Source organism: Blautia sp. Marseille-P3087, assembly GCF_900120195.1.
Lineage (GTDB): Bacteria > Bacillota > Clostridia > Lachnospirales > Lachnospiraceae > Blautia_A.
The window spans coordinates 2,434,300-2,454,899 of sequence record NZ_LT635539.1; the positions used below are offsets into that span (position 1 = coordinate 2,434,300).

At 44.6% G+C, this 20,600-nt stretch carries 20 protein-coding genes; 18 read left to right on the top strand and 2 right to left on the bottom strand.

Annotated features, from left to right (window positions below):
* Positions 1 to 9 precede the first annotated feature (9 nt).
* The 18 genes from nhaC to BQ7344_RS11620 all read left to right on the top strand — a co-directional run bounded on the left by nhaC (position 10) and on the right by BQ7344_RS11620 (position 17,967).
* The gene (gene nhaC, locus BQ7344_RS11540) at positions 10 to 1,491 is read left to right on the top strand and encodes a Na+/H+ antiporter NhaC (RefSeq protein ID WP_072522663.1); all 1,482 of its coding nucleotides are present in this window, start codon (positions 10 to 12) and stop codon (positions 1,489 to 1,491) included.
* Positions 1,492 to 1,683: 192 nt separating this feature from the next.
* Complete coding sequence (locus tag BQ7344_RS11545; protein ID WP_072522664.1) at positions 1,684 to 2,403, top strand: FadR/GntR family transcriptional regulator; 720 nt, start codon at positions 1,684 to 1,686, stop codon at positions 2,401 to 2,403.
* 75 nt (positions 2,404 to 2,478) lie between these two features.
* Positions 2,479 to 2,910, top strand: coding sequence for a hypothetical protein (locus tag BQ7344_RS11550; protein WP_072522665.1), 432 nt, complete (start codon positions 2,479 to 2,481; stop codon positions 2,908 to 2,910).
* Between the two features lie 109 nt (positions 2,911 to 3,019).
* The gene (locus BQ7344_RS11555; protein WP_200793044.1) at positions 3,020 to 4,021 is read left to right on the top strand and encodes a beta-ketoacyl-ACP synthase III; all 1,002 of its coding nucleotides are present in this window, start codon (positions 3,020 to 3,022) and stop codon (positions 4,019 to 4,021) included.
* A gap of 87 nt (positions 4,022 to 4,108) precedes the next feature.
* Positions 4,109 to 4,336 (top strand): acyl carrier protein, encoded by a 228-nt coding sequence (acpP, locus tag BQ7344_RS11560; protein ID WP_015540647.1) that lies wholly within the window; start codon positions 4,109 to 4,111, stop codon positions 4,334 to 4,336.
* A gap of 26 nt (positions 4,337 to 4,362) precedes the next feature.
* Complete coding sequence (fabK, locus tag BQ7344_RS11565; protein ID WP_072522666.1) at positions 4,363 to 5,301, top strand: enoyl-[acyl-carrier-protein] reductase FabK; 939 nt, start codon at positions 4,363 to 4,365, stop codon at positions 5,299 to 5,301.
* Entirely contained in the window at positions 5,294 to 6,220 is a 927-nt protein-coding gene (gene fabD, locus BQ7344_RS11570; RefSeq protein ID WP_072522667.1) for an ACP S-malonyltransferase, read from the top strand. Before fabK ends, fabD begins: the two co-directional genes overlap by 8 nt.
* 35 nt (positions 6,221 to 6,255) lie before the next feature.
* Entirely contained in the window at positions 6,256 to 7,005 is a 750-nt protein-coding gene (fabG, locus tag BQ7344_RS11575; protein ID WP_072522668.1) for a 3-oxoacyl-[acyl-carrier-protein] reductase, read from the top strand.
* Positions 7,002 to 8,243 (top strand): beta-ketoacyl-ACP synthase II, encoded by a 1,242-nt coding sequence (gene fabF, locus BQ7344_RS11580; RefSeq protein WP_072522669.1) that lies wholly within the window; start codon positions 7,002 to 7,004, stop codon positions 8,241 to 8,243. The genes fabG and fabF overlap by 4 nt, the downstream gene beginning before the upstream one ends.
* A 6-nt stretch (positions 8,244 to 8,249) precedes the next feature.
* Positions 8,250 to 8,717 carry an acetyl-CoA carboxylase biotin carboxyl carrier protein gene (accB, locus tag BQ7344_RS11585; RefSeq protein ID WP_072522670.1) on the top strand — a complete coding sequence of 156 codons (468 nt, stop codon included), beginning with the start codon at positions 8,250 to 8,252 and terminating at the stop codon, positions 8,715 to 8,717.
* An 84-nt stretch (positions 8,718 to 8,801) separates the two neighbouring features.
* Positions 8,802 to 9,230 (top strand): 3-hydroxyacyl-ACP dehydratase FabZ, encoded by a 429-nt coding sequence (fabZ, locus tag BQ7344_RS11590; RefSeq protein ID WP_015540652.1) that lies wholly within the window; start codon positions 8,802 to 8,804, stop codon positions 9,228 to 9,230.
* Positions 9,231 to 9,240: 10 nt separating this feature from the next.
* Positions 9,241 to 10,584: an acetyl-CoA carboxylase biotin carboxylase subunit gene (locus tag BQ7344_RS11595; protein WP_072522671.1), complete on the top strand. Its 1,344-nt coding sequence runs from the start codon at positions 9,241 to 9,243 to the stop codon at positions 10,582 to 10,584.
* Positions 10,585 to 10,589: 5 nt separating this feature from the next.
* Positions 10,590 to 12,317, top strand: a complete 1,728-nt coding sequence (locus tag BQ7344_RS11600; RefSeq protein ID WP_072522672.1) for an acetyl-CoA carboxylase carboxyltransferase subunit alpha — start codon at positions 10,590 to 10,592, stop codon at positions 12,315 to 12,317.
* A 337-nt stretch (positions 12,318 to 12,654) separates the two neighbouring features.
* The gene (gene ftsH, locus BQ7344_RS11605) at positions 12,655 to 14,547 is read left to right on the top strand and encodes an ATP-dependent zinc metalloprotease FtsH (protein ID WP_072522673.1); all 1,893 of its coding nucleotides are present in this window, start codon (positions 12,655 to 12,657) and stop codon (positions 14,545 to 14,547) included.
* On the top strand, positions 14,531 to 15,073 hold the full coding sequence (locus tag BQ7344_RS11610) for an HdeD family acid-resistance protein (RefSeq protein WP_072522674.1): 543 nt from the start codon (positions 14,531 to 14,533) through the stop codon (positions 15,071 to 15,073). The genes ftsH and BQ7344_RS11610 overlap by 17 nt, the downstream gene beginning before the upstream one ends.
* 79 nt (positions 15,074 to 15,152) lie before the next feature.
* On the top strand, positions 15,153 to 15,422 hold the full coding sequence (locus BQ7344_RS16985; RefSeq protein ID WP_072522675.1) for an ATP-binding protein: 270 nt from the start codon (positions 15,153 to 15,155) through the stop codon (positions 15,420 to 15,422).
* Between the two features lie 174 nt (positions 15,423 to 15,596).
* Positions 15,597 to 16,127 carry a hypothetical protein gene (locus BQ7344_RS16065; RefSeq protein ID WP_117942737.1) on the top strand — a complete coding sequence of 177 codons (531 nt, stop codon included), beginning with the start codon at positions 15,597 to 15,599 and terminating at the stop codon, positions 16,125 to 16,127.
* Entirely contained in the window at positions 16,078 to 17,967 is a 1,890-nt protein-coding gene (locus BQ7344_RS11620; RefSeq protein ID WP_119246839.1) for an HD domain-containing phosphohydrolase, read from the top strand. Before BQ7344_RS16065 ends, BQ7344_RS11620 begins: the two co-directional genes overlap by 50 nt.
* A 94-nt stretch (positions 17,968 to 18,061) precedes the next feature.
* Here the strand turns inward: BQ7344_RS11620 and glgD are convergent, their stop codons facing one another.
* Complete coding sequence (gene glgD / locus BQ7344_RS11625) at positions 18,062 to 19,177, bottom strand: glucose-1-phosphate adenylyltransferase subunit GlgD (protein WP_072522676.1); 1,116 nt, start codon at positions 19,175 to 19,177, stop codon at positions 18,062 to 18,064.
* Between the two features lies 1 nt (position 19,178).
* The gene (locus tag BQ7344_RS11630) at positions 19,179 to 20,318 is read right to left on the bottom strand and encodes a glucose-1-phosphate adenylyltransferase (protein WP_072522677.1); all 1,140 of its coding nucleotides are present in this window, start codon (positions 20,316 to 20,318) and stop codon (positions 19,179 to 19,181) included.
* Positions 20,319 to 20,600: the final 282 nt, after the last annotated feature.

The following is a 20,600-nucleotide window of genomic DNA, read 5'->3' on the forward strand; positions in this document are numbered from 1 at the left end:
AGAACTTTCATGGAAGCAAAGAAGAAAGAAATCAGGAAACCAACGCTTTTTACGGCAGTACTGCCATTGATTTTTATGTTTGTTGTCCTCTTTACGGGACTGGTAATTTACAGCATTGATATCAAGATCCTTCTGATCATCTGTGCAGCATTTACAATCTGTGTGTGCATGTATCAGGGACACACATGGAAAGATATTGAAGATGAGATTGTTGCGAAACTTGCAAAAGCTTTCCCGGCGATCATGATCCTGATCTGCGTAGGTCTTATGATCGGCGCATGGGTAGTAAGCGGAACAATTCCGTTCCTTGTATATATCGGACTTCAGATCATCAGCCCTAAATATATTATCATCACTTCCTTCCTCGTTACTGTAATCCTTTCTGTAAGTACAGGTACTTCCTGGGGAGCAGCAGGTACAGTAGGAGCCGCTCTTATCAGTGTGGCAGCAGGTATGGGAGCACCGCTTCCGGCAGTTGCAGGTGCGATCGTAGCAGGTGCATACTTCGGAGATAAAATGTCACCACTTTCTGACAGTACAAATATGTCTGCCATTGCAACAGAGACAAACCTGTATCAGCATATCGGACATATGTTTTATACAACCGTTCCTGGATTTATCGTAAGCTGTATTGTTTATCTGGTCGCAGGAGCACATTTTGCAAGTGATTCACAGGTTGGACAGGTAGATGAGATCATCAATACTCTTGGTAAACTTTTCAATCTTTCCATGCCGACAGGACTGCTTCTTCTGATTCCATGCGTGATCGTAATCGCAGGATCACTTATGAAAAAACCTACAATTCCGGTTATGATCATTTCTTCAGCAGTTGCAGTAGTAATTGCCATGGCAATTCAGGGATTCTCTTTCTCAGACTGCGCAGCAAGTATGGTAAGCGGGTTCAAGATGGAAATGCTTCACACATCTGTAGATCTTGAAAATATTGTTGAGCAGATACCGAACCTTCTTCAGAGAGGTGGTATGAGTTCCATGATGAACACCGCATTGATGGCATTCTGTGGTTTCTCCTTCATCGGCGCACTTACCGTATGCGGAAGTATGGAACTGATTCTGGAACGTATCATGAAACATATTCATGGTACCGGCCAGCTGATCACACTGACTGTTGCTCTTGGCGTAGTTATGATTACAGTAATCGGAGAAGCTACCGTAACATTCCTTATGATCGGTGGTATGTTCCGTCCGGAATACATCAAACGCGGACTTGAGTCCAAAAACCTTTCCAGATCTTTGGAAGACAGCATTACAGTCGTAGAGCCGCTGGTACCGTGGTCACTGGCAGGTGTATATATGACATCTGTACTTGGTGTACCGACTGTTCAGTATGCTCCGTGGGCAGTTCTCTGCTACACAGGTGTATTCTTTGCAATCCTCTGGGGATTCACAGGATTCGGAATCAAAAAGATCACAAAAGATTCTCCGGCATACGAAGAGTATCTTCAGTTATCCGGAAAATCAGCAGAGGAATAATACCGGTTTAATCGGGGAGCCTCTATTGACGTTTCTATAAGATTTCCTTATAATTAAAAGGATTCAGTGTCCATCAGGGATATTGAGTCCTTTTATTTGGTGTCAAAGTATGCGAGAGAAGCTGCCACTGGCAGCTTCTCTGTATCGTGGATTCTGCAGAGAGCAGAAATTTATAGAAATTGAGGAAACTTTATGAATAATGAAACAAATACTTCTTCGGATCAGGGAAACAGAATCTCGATGAAGCCGATCGAGAAAAAATCTCTGTATCTGAAAATCTCGGATTCGATTTATCGTTATATTCAGATGAATAATCTGCAGCCGGGAGATAAACTTCCATCCGAGCGTGATATGTCCTCTATGCTTCAGACAAGCAGAAATTCAGTACGTGAAGCTCTGCGTATACTGGAAGACAGGGGGCTGATATATGTAAAGACCGGAAGCGGTGTGTTTATTAATAATCCATATGGAGAGAATAATTCTCTGACGATTCAGCTTACGAACTGTTCGTTGACGGAGATGGAGGAGCTTCAGAGTGCGCTTGATCACGAAGCAGTAAAAAATGCGATGGAGAGAGGCACGATTCAGGAAAAAGACCAGCTGCTAGCTACAGCAACAGAGATGGTTCGCCTGGCTTCTGATAATCTTTACAGCCATGTGCTGGACCGCAGTTTTCATGACAGCCTGTACAAGATCGGTCGAAATAATGCGATTGAGCAGATGATCAACAAGATTCGTTCATATCGTTTTATTCAGCAGGAAGATTCCCAGAATGGAAATGACTCTATCTGGCTGGCTACGATTCCGCAGCATCTGGCGCTGGCGCAGGCTCTTAAAGACTGTAAGCTGGCAGCCGCGATTCAGGCGATCGATGAGATCAATGAGTATGGATTCAAAATTGCAAGAAAGTAAGATACAGTTTTTGAAGTTTATTTGTAACTATTTCAATAAAATAAAATCAGGGAACGGAAAGAGGCAGGAGAAACCATGTCGGCAGATGGACAGAGCATCAAAGAACTTCACAGAGGTATCATTGAGGGCAAAACACAGGAAGAGCTTGACGTTCTTTTATGGGATGCAGTTCTGACATATCAGGATCAGACGCTGCATACTTTATCCGGTCTGGAATTTTCCTACACAGTAAAACATAAGAAAAATGGCGAATACAGTGGGGAACTTCTTATTTCCCGCAAGGAAACCAGCAAGACACTGACAAGAAGCTCTGTATTGCTGGCTTTTCATAAAGTTCTGGAAGCAACAGAAGTAACTGCGGAAGGTGATGAGGCATCCTTTCAGCCACCGGCATACCGCGGTCCGAAGGCAATCGGACAGATTTTTGGGATTTCTTATATTTTCAGTCTGTTTCTGGCATTTGGTCTGATTCGTCTACAGGGGAATGGTCGGGGAAGAAAAGCATGAATAAAAAAGTGTTGATTTTTTTCTTGACATTCTCTTTTTTTAGATATATACTTTGATAATCAAAATATTCTAAAACCAAAACAAATAAGAATATGAGGAAACAACAATTATGAATAAAGAACAGACCATAACCGGTGTCATCCGGGGAACGGGAGCCTGTGTACCGGAGCGTATTCTGGATAATAAAGAAATTGCAGGCTTTGTAGACACCAGCGATGAGTGGATCCGGGAAAGGACGGGCGTGAGAAGGCGGCGCATCGCAGAAAAAGAAACGACAGTTTCGATGGCATGCGAGGCGGGACGCCAGGCAGTTGAAGAAGCCGGAATTTCACCGGGTGAGATCGACATGATCCTTGTTGCAACAGGTTCACCGGATCAGATTTTTCCGTGCACTGCCTGTCGGGTGCAGGAAGCACTTGGAGCGGATGGAGCGGTCGGATTTGATCTTAATGCCGCTTGCAGCGGATTTCTTTTTGCTTACAATACTGCACAGGCATACATTGCATCTGGTATTTACCGAACCGTGCTTGTAATCGGAAGTGAGAGCATTTCGAGGTTGGTTGACTGGACAGACCGCGGTACCTGCATTTTGTTTGGAGACGGAGCCGGAGCGGTTCTGATTCAGGCAGCAGAGGGAAAAACTTACCGTCCGGCGGCACACTCGGATGGAAGTGGCGGTGCAGCACTTACGGGTCCGGGTGTCAGAAACAGGATCCGCAGTATTGATAAAGATGGCAGAGAAGCAAAAACAGAATACATTACCATGAATGGCAAGGATGTCTTTCAGTTTGCAGTCCGCAAAGTTCCACAGGTGATACAGGAAGTTTTAAAAGAAAATGAACTTTCTGTGGAGGATATTGACTGGTTTGTTCTTCATCAGGCGAATGCAAGGATTGTGGATGCAGTTGCAAGACGGCTTCATATAGGAATGGAGAAATTTCCGATGAATCTTCAGGATTACGGAAATACCTCATCTGCCAGCATTCCGATTCTTTTGCATGAACTGAACCGAAATGGTGTCCTGAAAAAGGGACAGAAACTTGTTCTGGCAGGTTTTGGAGCAGGCCTTTCGTGGGGAGCCAGTATTCTGGAGTGGGATATCAAGGGCTGAAAATTTCAAATATAAAAGCAGATATCCTCAATATAAAAGTAGATATTCTAAAATAAAAAATGAATTGTAAAAAAGGAGAAAACGAAAATGTTAGAAAGAATTATTGAACTTACAGCAGAAACTTTAGGAGCAAATGCAGCAGAGATCACAGCAGAGACCTCTTTCATGGATGATCTTCATGCAGACTCTCTTGATCTCTTTGAACTGGCAATGGCACTCGAGGAAGAATTCTCTGTAGAGATTCCGAGTGAAGACCTTGAAAAGATTACAACTGTAGCAGATGCAATGAATTACCTGACAGAGCATCAGGCATAAGAGCTGCAGATTAAGAGGATTTTATTATGAAGACAGAAATCACAGAATTATTGGGAATTGAATATCCGGTGATTCAGGGCGGTATGGCATGGGTGGCAGAATGTCATCTGGCAGCAGCCGTATCCAATGCAGGCGGTCTTGGACTGATCGCAGCAGGCGGAGCACCGGCAGAATGGGTAAGAGAGCAGATCCGGGAAACAAAAAAACTGACCGATAAACCGTTTGGTGTCAATATTATGCTGATGAATCCGGAATCAGAAAAAGTCGCGAAGGTAATTGTGGAAGAAGGCGTGAAAGTCGTGACCACAGGAGCCGGAAGCCCGGAAAAATACATGGCAGACTGGAAAGCAGCCGGAGTTAAAGTGATTCCGGTCGTAGCATCTGTAGCACTTGCAAAACGTATGGAACGCTGTGGCGCAGATGCAGTCGTTGCGGAAGGATGCGAAGCAGGCGGACATATCGGAGAACTTACTACGATGGTGCTGGTTCCGCAGGTCGCAGATGCAGTGAACATTCCGGTGATTGCCGCCGGCGGCATTGCAGACGGCAGAGGAATGGCGGCGGCATTTATGCTTGGCGCAAAAGGAATCCAGATGGGAACTGTTTTTGCTGCATCCAAAGAATCTGTGATTCATGAAAACTATAAAAACAGCATTCTTAAAGCAAAAGATATCGACAGCCGTGTTACAGGAAGAAGTACCGGTCATCCGATCCGTGTTCTGCGTAATGATATGGCGCGTAAATATCTGGAACTGGAAAAATCCGGAGCACCGTTTGAAGAACTGGAACAGCTTACCCTGGGAAGCTTAAGAAAAGCAGTTCAGGAAGGTGATACAAAGAACGGAAGTCTGATGGCAGGACAGATAGCAGGAATGATCAAAGAGGAACGCACCTGTGCAGACATTATCAGCTCGACAGTATCAGAAGCCTGCAAACTGATGAATGGAGTAAGTGCAAATGAGTAAGATTGCTTTTATTTATCCGGGACAGGGGGCACAGGCTGTTGGAATGGGCGCAGATTTTTATGAAAAAAGCCCTTTATCAAAAGCTGTATTTGATCAGGCATCCGAAGTGGTTTCACTGGATCTGAAGAAACTCTGTTTCGAAGAAAATGATCTTCTGAACAAAACAGAATATACACAGGTGGCAATGGTAACTGCCTGTCTTGCGATGACAAGAGCTGTAGAAGCCATGGGACTTCATGCTGATATGACGGCCGGTTTAAGTCTTGGTGAGTACTGCGCAATTGCGGTGGCAGGCGGGATGTGTGATCTGGATGCGATCCGTACGGTGCGTGCAAGAGGAATTTTTATGGAACATGCAGCACCGGAAGGAACAGGAGCAATGTCCGCGGTACTCGGCCTTGACGCAGGCGTGATCGAGGATGTTTTAAGAGACAGAGAGGGCGTATCCATTGCGAATTATAACTGTCCGGGTCAGATTGTGATCACCGGAGAGGCGAAGGCAGTTGACGAAGCAGGAAATGCGCTTAAGGAAGCAGGTGCAAGAAGAGTACTTCCGCTTAAAGTCAGTGGGCCTTTTCATTCACCGATGATGCAGCCGGCAGGAGAAGAACTGGCGAAGGTTTTTGCCGGAGTCAGCATGAACCCATTGAAGTTGCCATATGTGGCAAATATCAATGCGGAAGTTGTCACGGACTGCGGAAAAATTGAAGGACTTCTGGTAGCGCAGGTTAGCGGTTCTGTTCGCTGGCAGCAGAGTGTGGAGACCATGATCCGCGAAGGTGTAGATACTTTTGTGGAGATTGGACCGGGCAAAACACTGACCGGATTCCTTCGAAAAATTGATAAAAATGTAAAAGCTTATCACATCGGAAGCTGGGAAGAAGCTGTTTCGGTGTGCGAGGAACTGAAACAGAAATAGACAGATATAGCCAGATGCCGAGAGGAGAGAAATAAGTGGCAGAGCAGAATAAAAAGAAAGTAGCTGTTGTGACCGGCGCATCCAGAGGAATCGGAAGAGCCATTGCCCTGGAACTTGCATCAAGAGGTGCAGCAGTTGTGATCAATTATAATGGTTCGGAAGAACGTGCAAAAGAAGTACAGAAAGAAATTGAGGAAAAAGGTGGCGAGGCAGAAATCAGACAGTGGAATGTGGCTGATTTTGCGGCCTGTGAAAGAGCAGTAAAAGATATCGTAAAAACACATGGAAGTATCGACATTCTGGTAAACAATGCCGGAATCACAAAAGACGGACTTCTGATGGGAATGTCAGAAGCAGATTTTGACAGTGTGATCGATGTCAACCTCAAGGGGACTTTCAATATGATGCGTTTTGTTTCTAGACAGATGCTCCGCCAGCGCTGCGGTCGAATTATCAGTATGGCATCTGTAGTCGGAATTGCCGGAAATGCAGGACAGGCAAACTATGCGGCATCCAAAGCAGGAATCATCGGCATGACAAAAAGCGCGGCAAGAGAGCTTGCATCCCGTGGGGTTACAGTTAATGCAGTGGCACCGGGATTCATTGAGACAGAGATGACAGCAGTATTATCCGAAGAAGTAAAAAAAGCATCTGCCGCACAGATTCCGCTCGGCCATTTCGGAAAACCGGAAGACATTGCAAAAACAGTAGCTTTTCTGGCGTCAGATGATGCAGCATACATTACAGGACAGGTAATTCAGGTTGACGGAGGTATGGTCATATGAGTAAGAGACGAGTAGTTGTCACCGGACTTGGTGCAGTCACTCCTATCGGGAATAATGTAAAAGATTTCTGGGCAGGTATCCGTGCCGGAAAGGTCGGTATCGGACCGATCACAAAGTTTGACACCACAGATTACAAAGTAAAAATTGCCGCAGAAGTAAAGGATTTTAATGCAAAAGACCATATGGATCCGAGATCGGCAAGACGTATGGATCCGTTCTGCCAGTATGCAGTAACAGCGGCAAAGGAAGCACTTGAAGATTCCGGTATTGATATGGAAAAAGAAGATTCTTTCCGTGTCGGCGTGATCGTCGGATCAGGAATCGGAAGCCTTCCGCAGGTTGAAAATAACTATGAAAAAATCATCACGAAGGGACCGGGAAAAGTTAATCCGCTGATGGTGCCGATGATGATCTCCAATATGGCAGCAGGAAATATCTCCATTCAGTTTGGGCTTCGCGGCAAATGTACTGACGTTGTAACAGCCTGCGCTTCGGGAACACACAGTATCGGCGATGCGTTCCGTGCGATTCAGTACGGGGATGCAGAGGTTATGCTGGCGGGAGGAACCGAAAGCTGTATCTGCCCAACCGGTGTAGCCGGGTTTACCGCACTTACCGCACTTACTAAAACAGAAGATACCACAAGAGCGTCCATTCCGTTTGATAAAGACAGAAGTGGCTTTGTACTTGGGGAAGGTGCCGGAATCGTTGTTCTTGAAGAACTGGAACATGCAAAAGCAAGAGGTGCCAGAATTTATGCAGAACTGGTTGGTTATGGTGCAACAGCAGATGCATTTCATATCACATCCCCGGCAGAGGATGGGGCAGGAGCGGCCAGAGCAATGGAACTTGCCATGGAAGAAGCGGGTGTACAGCCATCCGAGGTTGAATATATCAATGCACATGGAACAAGTACCCATCACAATGACCTGTTTGAGACAAGAGCTATCCATAAGGCATTTGGTGATGCGGCAAAAAATCTGGTTGTAAATTCTACAAAATCCATGATCGGACATCTTCTTGGAGCAGCCGGTGGTGTGGAGTTTGTGACATGTGTTAAATCTCTGGAAGATGGTTTTATCCATCAGACAGTCGGAACAACGGAGCCGGATGAAGAGTGTGATCTGAATTATGCGATCGGTGCACCGATTGACAAAGAAATCCGCTATGCAATGAGCAATTCACTCGGATTCGGCGGACACAATGCAACACTTCTTGTAAAGAAATATGAGGGTTGATAAATAATGGAATTTGAAAATCTTCTTACATTAATAAAAACTGTGTCAGACTCTGAGCTGACAGAGTTTTCCTATGAAGAAAACGGAAGCAGCATTCATCTGAAAAAGAAAAAAGAAACTGTGGTGGTTGCAGGAAATACATCTGATATACCTGTTATGGGACTTGAAAATATGCAGACAGCAGGAAATACAAGACTGAAAGAGTCAGATATCGTACAGCAAAAATCAGATGAGCCGGAAGGCCAGATCGTCAAATCTCCACTGGTCGGAACTTTTTATGCAGCACCATCGGAGGACGCGGAACCGTTTGTTTCTGTCGGAGATTCTGTAAAAAAAGGACAGACACTTGCAATCGTAGAAGCGATGAAGCTGATGAATGAAATTGAGAGTGATTTTGACGGAAAAGTTGCAGAAATTTATGTAGAGAATGGACAGGCAGTGGAGTATGGACAGCCATTGTTCCGCATTGTGTAAAGTTACGGAGAAAAGAGTGGACAATTCGGACGTACTAAGAAAGCAATGTGTATAAGTTGTTCATTGCGAACGGGAGTATAGATTATGAATAGATTAGGTGTAAAAGAAATAGAACAGATTCTTCCTCACAGACATCCATTTCTTCTTGTGGATTATATCGAGGATTATGAGCCGGGTAAGTTTGCCATCGGTTATAAATGCGTGACTTTTCGTGAGGATTTTTTTAAGGGACATTTTCCGCAGGAACCGGTCATGCCGGGAGTCCTGATGGTGGAAGCACTTGCACAGACAGGTGCTGTGGCAATCTTGAGTCTCGAAGAAAACAAAGGCAAGATTGCATATTTTGGCGGAATCAAAAACTGCAGATTTCGCGGAAAAGTTGTTCCGGGAGACAAGCTCCGTCTGGAAACAACGATTATCAAATGCAAAGGACCGGTTGGCGTCGGCCATGCGGTTGCAAGCGTTGATGGCAAAGTAGTTGTTGATGCAGAACTGACTTTTATGATTGGATAGGTGACACACAATGATTAAAAAAGTGCTGATTGCAAATCGGGGAGAGATTGCTGTGCGGATCATCCGTGCATGCAGAGAAATGGGAATAGAGACCGTAGCTGTTTATTCAGAGGCAGACAGAGATGCCCTGCATACACAGCTTGCAGATGAAGCAGTCTGCATCGGACCGGCTCCGTCCTCCCAGAGTTACCTCAGCATGGAAAACATCATCAGTGCAACAATTGTTACAGGCGCCGATGCAATTCACCCGGGATTTGGATTTCTCTCGGAAAACAGCCGTTTTGCAGAACTTTGTGAGCAGTGCAACATCACATTTATCGGACCTCCGGCAAATGTGATCGCAAGTCTCGGTAACAAACAGGCGGCAAAAAATACCATGGCAAATGCTGGCGTTCCGATCATTCCGGGTGGCAAAAATCCAATCTACACAGTAGAAGAAGGGCAGAAAGAAGCGGAAACGATCGGATATCCGGTTATTATTAAAGCCGCGCTTGGCGGTGGCGGAAAAGGCATGCGTGTGGCTGATACACCGGCGGATTTTGAGGAAAGTTTCCGCACCGCGCAGAAAGAAACGCAGATGGCTTTTGGAGATTCTACCATGTATGTAGAACATTTTGTGCGCCATCCGAGACACATTGAATTTCAGATCATGGCGGACAAGTTTGGAAATGTGATTCATCTGGGCGAGCGTGACTGTTCTATTCAGAGAAATCATCAGAAGATGATTGAGGAATCTCCGTGCGAAGTGATTTCAGAGGAACTTCGTAAGAAAATGGGTGATGCCGCCGTAAAGGCAGCAAAAGCAGCCGGTTATGAAAATGCCGGAACGATAGAGTTTCTTCTTGATAAAGAAGGAAGATTCTATTTTATGGAGATGAATACCCGTATTCAGGTTGAGCATCCGGTGACCGAGTGGGTAACAGGTGTGGATCTTGTCAAAGAGCAGATACGTATTGCATCCGGACTGCCGCTTTCCTTAAGCCAGGAGGATATTCATCTGACCGGTCATGCAATTGAGTGCAGGATCAACGCAGAAAATCCGGCGAAAGGTTTCCGGCCTTCACCGGGCACGATTACGGATATGTATTTTCCGGGAGGAAAAGGAATCCGCATCGATTCCGCAGTTTACAGTGGTTATACGATCCCGCCGTATTATGATTCTATGATCGCGAAGGTGATCGTGTGGGCAAAGAATCGTACAGAAGCAATACGCAAGATGCAGAGTGCGCTTGGTGAGGTGATCATCGAGGGAATCGACACCAATGTAGACTATCAGTATGAAATTCTGGAGAACCCGGATTTTCAATCAGGAAACACCGATGTGGAATTTATTGAGCGGATGGAGGCGAACTGACGATTATGAAATTGGACAACATGTTCAAAAAGACAAGAATTGTTTCCAGAATACAGAGCCATAATGCAGCACGCGCTTCCAGACCGGAAGTGCCGGAAGGACTTCTTCGTAAGTGTAACAAATGCGGTGCAGCGATCATCACAGAAGATGTCAAACAGAATAATTATACCTGTCCGAAATGTGGCGGATATTTTCGTGTTCATGCATATCGCAGAATCCAGATGGTGATGGATGAGGGAACCTTTGAGGAATGGGAGCATGACCTGATCGGTGAAAATCCGATGAATTATAAGGGATATCCGGAAAAGGTGAATGCTCTTCAGGCAAAGAGTGGGCTGAAAGAGGCAGTTGTCACGGGAAAAGGAAAAATTAACGGAAGGGAAACCGTAATTGCTGTCTGTGATGGAAGATTCCTGATGGCGAGCATGGGCTGGGCTGTCGGAGAAAAAATCACGAGAGCGGTAGAACGCGCGACTAAGGAGAAACTTCCGGTCATTATTTTTGCCTGTTCCGGTGGAGCCAGAATGCAGGAGGGAATCACATCTCTGATGCAGATGGCAAAAACGTCCGCGGCACTTGAACGCCACAGTAAAGCAGGGCTTCTTTATGTCAGTATTCTGACTGAGCCGACGACCGGTGGAGTGACGGCAAGTTTTGCGATGCTGGGAGACATTATTCTTGCGGAACCTGGGGCATTGATCGGTTTTGCGGGACCTCGTGTGATCGAGCAGACGATTCGCCAGAAACTGCCAAAGGGTTTCCAGAGAGCAGAATTTCTTGTAGAGCACGGATTTGTTGATGATATTGTAAGACGTGAGAATCTGAAAGAGACGCTTGGGAAGATTCTGGAGATGCATGAGATTTCCAATTCCTCAGACGATTCAATAGATGAAATGCACTCAGCGAAATCTTCATCGGAGTCAGATTTTGAGTCTGCCGACATCAACCCTTACCTCACAGCATGGGATCGTGTGCAGCTTTCACGTAAGATCGACCGACCGTCCGGCAGTGATTATATAAAAGCTCTTTTTACAGATTTTATGGAATTCCATGGTGACCGCAATTACGGTGATGATAAGGCAATCATCGGCGGAATCGCGAAATTTCACGGCAGACCGGTCACGGTCATTGTACAGGAAAAAGGAACAAACACGAAAGAAAACATTGCACATAACTTCGGTATGCCGATGCCGGAAGGCTACCGCAAAGCGCTGCGTCTGATGAAACAGGCGGAGAAATTTCACCGTCCGGTTATCTGTTTTGTCGATACACCGGGGGCATTTTGCGGAATCGAAGCGGAAGAACGCGGACAGGGTGAGGCGATTGCCCGTAATTTATGGGAACTTGCCGGATTGAAAACACCGGTTCTTTCGGTTGTGACCGGAGAAGGCGGAAGTGGCGGTGCGCTTGCACTTGCAGCAGGAGATCAGGTATGGATGCTGGAAAATTCCGTGTATTCCATTCTTTCTCCGGAAGGTTTTGCGAGTATTCTCTGGAAAGACAGTACGAAGGCAAAAGAGGCGGCAGAGGTTATGAAGCTGACGGCTGCTGATCTTTATGAGAAGGGAATCATTGAGCAGGTGATCCCGGAACCGGAGAATCTGACACCGGAAAGTATGTGGCAGGTAACGGAAGAACTGGATAACCGGATTGACGATTTTCTGAAAAAATATGACAGTTTATCAGAAGAGGAACTTCTGGAGCACAGGTACACGCGCTTCCGCAGGTTCTGAGTTTAAATAATAATATAGTATATACGACAGACAGATCCCATACCGGGAAGGAAAATACCGCTGCGTCAAATGACGCAGTACCCGCGAGCATTTTCTTCCTCAGTATGGGATATTTTGCACGGATCGGTGTGCATGCAATTATCGGAAACTTTCCGGATCTTGCAGAAAAGGCATTGAATCCATATCGATAGAGAGCGTTTGAAAAAGAAAAATACAGGACAAAACCGGGAAAGTGTGGAAAAAGCGAACACTTTTCCGGTTTTGTCTATATAAAACGGCAGAATCAGGTATTATAATATGTGAAAATAAAAAGAAACTCAGACAGGGGGAACTACGAATGAAGGAAGTAAAATCTCCGAAGAAACCGTTGTTTTATTATTACGGTATCGTGCTTCTTATCATCATTGTTTTTAATGTGCTTGTGACACCGATGCTTACAAAAACAATGGTAAAGGAAGTGGACTATGGAACGTTTATGTCAAAGATCGAGGACAAAAAGATTGATGACGTACAGATTGAGGATAACCAGATCCTTTTTACCGATAGGGATGATGCGAATACGGTTTACAAAACCGGTGTGATGGAAGATCCGACACTGACAGAGCGTCTTTACAAAGCCGGAGCAAAATTTTCAAAAGAAATTGACCAGCAGATGTCTCCGGTTGCAAGCTTTCTGCTGACAGGTGTCCTTCCGCTTGTGATCTTTATTGCGTTAGGCCAGTATATGAGCCGCAAAATGATGAGTCAGATGGGCGGCAAAAATTCCATGGCATTCGGAATGGGAAAAAGCAACGCAAAGGTTTATGTACAGTCAACAGAAGGAATCCGCTTCAGTGATGTGGCAGGTGAGGAAGAAGCAAAGGAAAACCTGCAGGAGATCGTGGATTATCTGCATAATCCGGAGAAATATACAAAGGTCGGTGCCTCTATGCCGAAGGGTGTTTTGCTTGTAGGTCCTCCCGGAACAGGTAAGACCATGCTGGCAAAAGCAGTAGCGGGTGAATCCAACGTACCGTTTTTCTCCATGTCCGGTTCTGAATTTGTGGAAATGTTTGTTGGTATGGGTGCGTCAAAAGTACGTGATCTCTTTAAACAGGCAAAAGAAAAAGCTCCATGCATTGTATTTATTGATGAGATTGATGCCATCGGTAAAAAGCGTGACGGACAGATGGCAGGCGGAAACGATGAGCGCGAACAGACTCTGAACCAGCTCCTTACGGAGATGGATGGTTTCGAGGGCAACAATGGAGTTATCATTCTGGCGGCAACCAACCGTCCGGAATCTCTTGACCCGGCACTGACCCGTCCGGGACGTTTCGACCGCCGTGTACCTGTAGAACTTCCGGATCTTGAAGGTCGTGAAGCGATTCTTAAAGTACATGCAAAGAAAGTTCAGCTTTCTGATGATGTAGATTTCCATACGATTGCAAGAATGGCATCCGGTGCGTCCGGTGCGGAACTTGCAAATATTGTGAATGAGGCCGCGCTTCGTGCGGTGCGTGACAACCGTGAAGTGGTAACGGAAGCCGATCTTGAAGAAAGCATTGAAGTAGTTATCGCAGGTTATCAGAAGAAAAACGCAATACTTTCTGCACAGGAGAAAAAAGTCGTTTCATACCATGAGATCGGACATGCTCTTGTGGCAGCCATGCAGACACATTCAGCACCGGTTCAGAAGATCACGATCATCCCGAGAACTTCCGGTGCACTTGGCTACACCATGCAGGTAGAGCAGGGCGATAAATATCTTCTCACGAAGAAAGAACTGGAAAATAAGATTGCGACTTTCACCGGTGGACGTGCCGCAGAAGAAGTTGTTTTTGGTGAAGTGACAACAGGTGCTTCCAACGATATCGAACAGGCAACCAAGATTGCACGTTCCATGATCACCCGTTATGGCATGAGCGATGATTTTGATATGGTGGCAATGGAAACAGTGACAAACCAGTATCTCGGAGGAGATGCATCCCTTGCATGCTCAGCGGATACACAGAAAGAAATTGACCGCCAGGTTGTGGAACTCGTTAAGAGAGAGCATGAAAAAGCAAAGAAAATCCTTCTGGATAACCGTCAGAAACTGGATGATCTTGCAAACTATCTTTATGAAAAAGAAACAATCACCGGTGACGAGTTTATGGCAATCCTGAACGGCAATAACGTACAGGCAGAAGCAAAACCTGAAACAGCAATTGAGGCAAAGGAGGCGGATGACAATGAAAAGACAGTCTGATATCGGATGGTTTGAACTGATTATGGGTCTGATTCTGATCATTCTCGGCATTGTGATCATGCGTCAGCCGGTTGGTGTTCTCACATGGATCGTAATCCTGTGTGGGGTGATAGCCGTTATAAGTGGAATCGGAGACATTGTCCTGTATGTGAAGATGGAACGATTTACAGGTTTCGGACCGGTCGTTTCTCTGGTGACCGGAATCCTTGGAATTATGGCGGGATTTATGCTGATCGCACATCCGGGAGCAGGCACATGGGCAATCGCAATGATTCTTCCAATCTGGATCATTGCACACTGTATTTCCAGACTTTCGCATCTCCAGTATATGAAGATGCATTTCGGAATGACGTATTATACAATCTCACTGATTTTGAATATTCTGGGGCTGATCGTCGGAATCCTTCTGATCTTCCGTCCGATGATCACGATTTTCTCGATGGGTGTTCTGGTAGGCGCATTCCTGATCATAGAGGGAGCAGAATGCATTGTGATAGCCTTTACCGGGGGACATTACTACAGATAAAAACAGAAATCATAACAAAAATTAAATACACAGAATCTTCACAGTTGCTTTAAAGTAAAATTAAAGTTCCACCTTTATAGTGTACTTAGCGGATCATTATGACGGTGCAATTCTGGATATTATGATGCCGAAGATGGATGGCATCACGGTACTGAAAAATATCCGTGCGCAGGGAAAACTGGATGTGCTGTTTGAGCGATTCTACCGCCTTGACAGTTCGAGAAACTCCGGTACAGGAGGTTCTGGCATCGGTTTGTCCGTAGTAAAGGCAATCGTGCAGGCGCACAAAGGTAAGATTACCGCAGAAAACAAAACAGGAAACGGACTGACGATCACAGTTCTTTTATAATAGAATCTGACTATGTAATACAACCGCCAGATGAAGGAAAAAAGTATCTTTCATTTGGCGGTATTTTTGTTCAGTATGATTGAGATATAGTGCAAAATATTGTAAAACAGATAGAATAAGCGAATGTATACTGTGAAAAAAATCTTATATTTTATACGATCAAGGAGAATGATTTTGACAAAAGAAAGTTATGCAGATAATCGAAAAAAGCGGTTTCTGTTTTATGGCCTGATGATATTATGCGCATTTATTGTCGTAATACTGCAATTTTTCGGACCGGGTAAATACAGTGAGAGGACTTCCAAAAGTCAGATTCTTTATCAGGGCGATTTTGTATGGCAAAAGTCTGACGGCAGCAGCGAGGCAATTCAGGTTCCGGGAAAATATAAAGTGCCAGCCAGAGACACCATGACGATCGTAACGCAGCTTCCGGATGATTATACAGAGAGTACACTGATGATCCGTTCATCGCTCCAGTCGATTGTTTTTTATGTGGGAGGAGAACTGCGTGCGGGGTATGATACTTCGCATACACGGCTTGTCGGTAAGAATTCAGCAAGCAGCTATGTGTTCTGTCCGACATCTGCGGCAGATGCAGGCAAGGAAGTTCGTATTGAACTGAGGACAAATACTGACAAATATTCCGGTGTGGTGAATGAAGTTTACTGCGCTTACAGTTGTGATCGTGTTTGTGACGATATTTGAGGACCACAAAAAAGGTTATTTCAAGGGAACTGGGTATACACTGGTTGGGCTTGTATTTGCCATGCTCTGTGTATTGATTGAATCACTTTCAACTTATTTTGTGGTTTCGATATCCGGAATATTTATCGGCATCGGAATGACTATACTGCTGGTTCTGAATCTGATAAAAACAATTCATGATATTCAGGCAATGGAGAGCAGCCGGCAGAAGATAGAAATGGATGAGCGCAGGAACCAGATGGAGGCAATTTCGCTTCAGATGATGCAGACACTGTCCACGACGATCGAGGCAAAAGACGAATACACCAGAGGACATTCTCATCGTGTGGCAGAATATGCGGTGCTGATTGCTGAAGAACTGGGATGGGACAAAAAAGAAATCAGAAATCTCAGAAATGCAGCACATTTATATGATATCGGAAGAATTGGTATTCCAGATTCAATTTTGAATAAACCGACACGCCTTACAGAAGAGGAATATGCGGTCATTAAAGAACATACGATCATCGGTGCGGAAATACTGAAAAATATCACTCTGATCGATCATGTGAAGGAAGTGGCAAGAAGCCATCATGAAAGATATGACGGAAAGGGATATCCGGATGGCCTTAAAGGAGAAGAAATCCCGCTGTATGCCAGAATCATTGCGATAGCAGACAGCTACGATGCAATGAAATCAAGGAAAATTTACAGGAATCCGCTGGCAGATGAAATGATTTATAATGAAATATTACAGAGCCGTGGAAAGCAGTTTGATCCGGATATTGCAGATGTATTTTTGAAACTGCTGGATGAAAATCGTGTGGCAATCGATGAAGATGGTGATTCGGACACAGAATTTGAGTTTGAGAGATTTATCACCAGTGTTATGAGTACGATGAAAAGACAGGAAGAAAGCGAAGGATTCGATTTTCTGACCGGACTGCCGATGAGAAACCGCGGCGAAAAACTTGCGGCGCAGTTTATGCAGCAGGACAATGGCTATCTGGTATTTCTGGATATGGATAATCTCAAAAAGACCAATGATATTTACGGACACAAGGCAGGTGACCGGGCGCTGAAACTTTTCGGTTCACTGCTTATGGAGCATGCGCAGCATTCAGTAGTCTGCCGATTGGGTGGTGACGAGTTCCTGATGTTTGTGTCGGAGGTTTCGAAGGAAGAAATTATCGATATTGTGACAAGGATCCAGAAGAAATTCGAGCAGTGCAAAGAGGAAGATATGGAGATTCGTTTTGCAGATATTTCAGCCGGAATCTGTGAAGTAAACAAAGGTGATCCGTTTGAGGAATGTTACTCAAAAGCAGATAAGGCGCTGTATTATGTGAAGCAGAATGGAAAGGGAAGTTATTTCTTCTATCAGCAGATGGAAAATGAAGAGTCTGGCAGTGCCGGAACCGGAAAAGACCTGAAAATGATTGCGAAAGCATTGCATGACAGTGGAAAATATTCCGGTGTATTCAATCTCGATTATCGTGGTTTTGCCCGGGTATTCGAATATATGAATCATCTGAGTGCACGGTATAAATACGAATACCATCTTGTAATGGTAACAATGGAAACTCAGCCGGATTCTGCACCGCATATTGAAAGCATCGAAGAGGCATTGGAATGTATGGAACATGTAATCTGCAAAAAGATCCGGAGTGTGGATGTATGCACCCGTTACAGTTCCATGCAGTATCTGATCATTCTTTTTGAAACAGAAGAAAGTAAAATTAAAGATATTATGGAGCGCATTTTTACACAGTATCGTAAAGAGTACAAAGGAACATCGCTGCTTCCGAAATATGAATATATTTCAATGATGAAAGAAGAGAAAAAAGAAACTCAGGTGTAGTATATAACAGAAAGATATCAAGAGGGCTGTTCACATAATCACTGTGGCAGCCCTCTTGAAGGTTAGAGAATATTTTTAATAAATGATTCGGTCATTAGAGAATGTCGTCTCTGCGAATATATCCCGGATGTCCTTCCTCTGCAATGATCTCATTGCCGTGAATGACTTTGGCCCATTTGTCCATTACCTGATTTTCAATATGAGCATTCTCACCAACAACAGTATGAGATAATACAACACTGTTTTTAACGACAGCACCAGGTTTGATCTGGCAGCCACGGCCGATAACAGAGTTCTCTACCGTTCCCTCAATCACGCAGCCGTTGGAAATAACAGAATTTTTGACATCTGCACCCTCCAGATACTGTGTCGGGCAGGAGTCGTTGGTTTTGGTATAAATCGGCCAGTCCGGATTGAAGAGTCCTTCGGCAGTCTTGATATCAATCAGAGAGATATTTGCATTATAGTAACTGTTAAAGTCAGTAACAGATGCAAAATAGCCTCTGTGTGCAACACCACGAACATCCAGCTCACCAAGAGAAGCGGCTACGATCTGTGGAAGGGTGTACATGGATGAAATTTTCTTGCCCTTTTTGATCAGTTCGATGAAGAGTTCTTTCTTCATGATGTAAGTATCCATAAAGATGTTACGTTTCTGGGCGCTTCCACGGTTCTTTTCGATGGATTCGACACCCTTCTGTTTGTTTAGATTCAGAATATCGCAGTTAAGGAAAGCTTCTCTTGCGTTATCAACGGAATGATACAGAAGAGTGATATCAGCATCGGAATCAATATGTGCCTGAAGAAGTTCACTGTAGTTTGCTGCATATACCATATAGGATGGAGCAATGATTACATATGGTTCACGCATACGTTCGATGAATTCAATGTTTTCTGCGAAAGCGGAAATATCGGTATTATATACATCATTCTCAGAACTGTTCTGAGAGAACATCAGCTGGAGCTTGCCGCGCTTGGAGTTGATGTTGTAATGGCGCCCGGTACCCAGATGCTCTACCAGTGAACGTGGTTTGCGCTTTACGTATACCTGAATACGGTCAATACCGCTGTTGCTCATATTTGAAATAGGAAAGTCAATGACACGATATCTTCCAAGGAAAGAAAAAGCACCGATCGGACGATACTGCTGAAGTCCTTCTACTTTGATATGGGTTCCGGAAGATGTGACAATTCCAAATGCTCTTGCCATATTATTCTACCCCCTTTACACGTTTGGACACGAGTTCGATGTTTTCGCTGTCTGCACTGCCGACAACAGCTTCCGGACCGATCTTAATGTTATCGGCAACAAGAGCTCGCTGCACAACGGCACCTGCAGCCACTTCTACACCCGGCATAAGTACACTGTCAATGATCTTTGCACCTTCGCCGACCTTACATCCGGTGAACAGTACAGAGTGCTTTACTTCACCTTCTACGACGCAGCCCTGAGTGATGAATGCTTTGTCGATTTTTGCGTTTGGTCCTATGTACTGCGGAAGAGTAGGCGTGTCTTCTGTGTAGATTCTCCATGAGGCATCATTCAGATTCAGTTCGTTTCTTGAATCAAGCAGATCCATGTTTGCTTCCCAGAGAGAATCGATGGTTCCGACATCTTTCCAGTAGCCTTTGAATTTGTAGGCAGCAAGTGTCTTGTTGTCATTCAGAAGCTGTGGAATGATATCCTTACCGAAATCGTGGTGAGAATCAGGATCTTTTATATCTGCAAGGAGCATCTTACGGAGAAGCTTCCAGTTAAAGATATAAATACCCATAGAAGCAAGGTTGCTCTTTGGATGTTCAGGTTTTTCTTCGAATTCAACGATGCGTCCAGCCCCGTCCGTATTCATGATACCGAAGCGGCTGGCTTCCTTCATCGGTACTTCAATGACTGCAATGGTAGCATCTGCATTCATTTCTTTGTGGTAATCCAGCATTTTATCATAATCCATTTTATAAATATGGTCACCGGAGAGAACTAACAGATATTCCGGTGAATATTTGTCGATAAAATCGATATTCTGGGAGATCGCATCAGCAGTACCTCTGTACACATCCAGATCGGCATCTGCTTTTTCACGTGGTGGAAGAACGAAAACTCCGCTTTCTCTTGCGTCAAGTCCCCAACGTCCGCCAGCTGCTACGTAACTGTTCAAAAGAACGGATTCGTACTGAGTAAGTACACCGACAATGTCCACACCGCTGTTAGCGCAGTTACTCAATGGGAAATCAACGATGCGGTATTTTCCGCCATATGAAACGGCAGGTTTGGCAACTCTGTTGGTCAGTTCATGAAGACGGCTGCCACGTCCGCCGGCCAGAATCATCGCTAACATGTTGTTTTGTTTCATAGTGAACCCTCACTTTCCTTTTATATTGCTTATAAAGCTATTATACATTTTTAACAAAAACATTTCTACCTTTTTGAACAAAAAAAGTGTGATTTGTTGATAGAAAAAAAAAGCGATTGTTAAGTCTGTATTAAATAAAAGAAAAAAGTACGAGAAAAACAGGAAAAAGTGACAAAAAAACGAAAAGTTTCGAGAAAAGATTAGAATATACTGGAAAACAGGGGCATTTGGCTGGACGGAACAGAAGTTTTAGGATATAATAATAAGGTTAATAAGGAAATC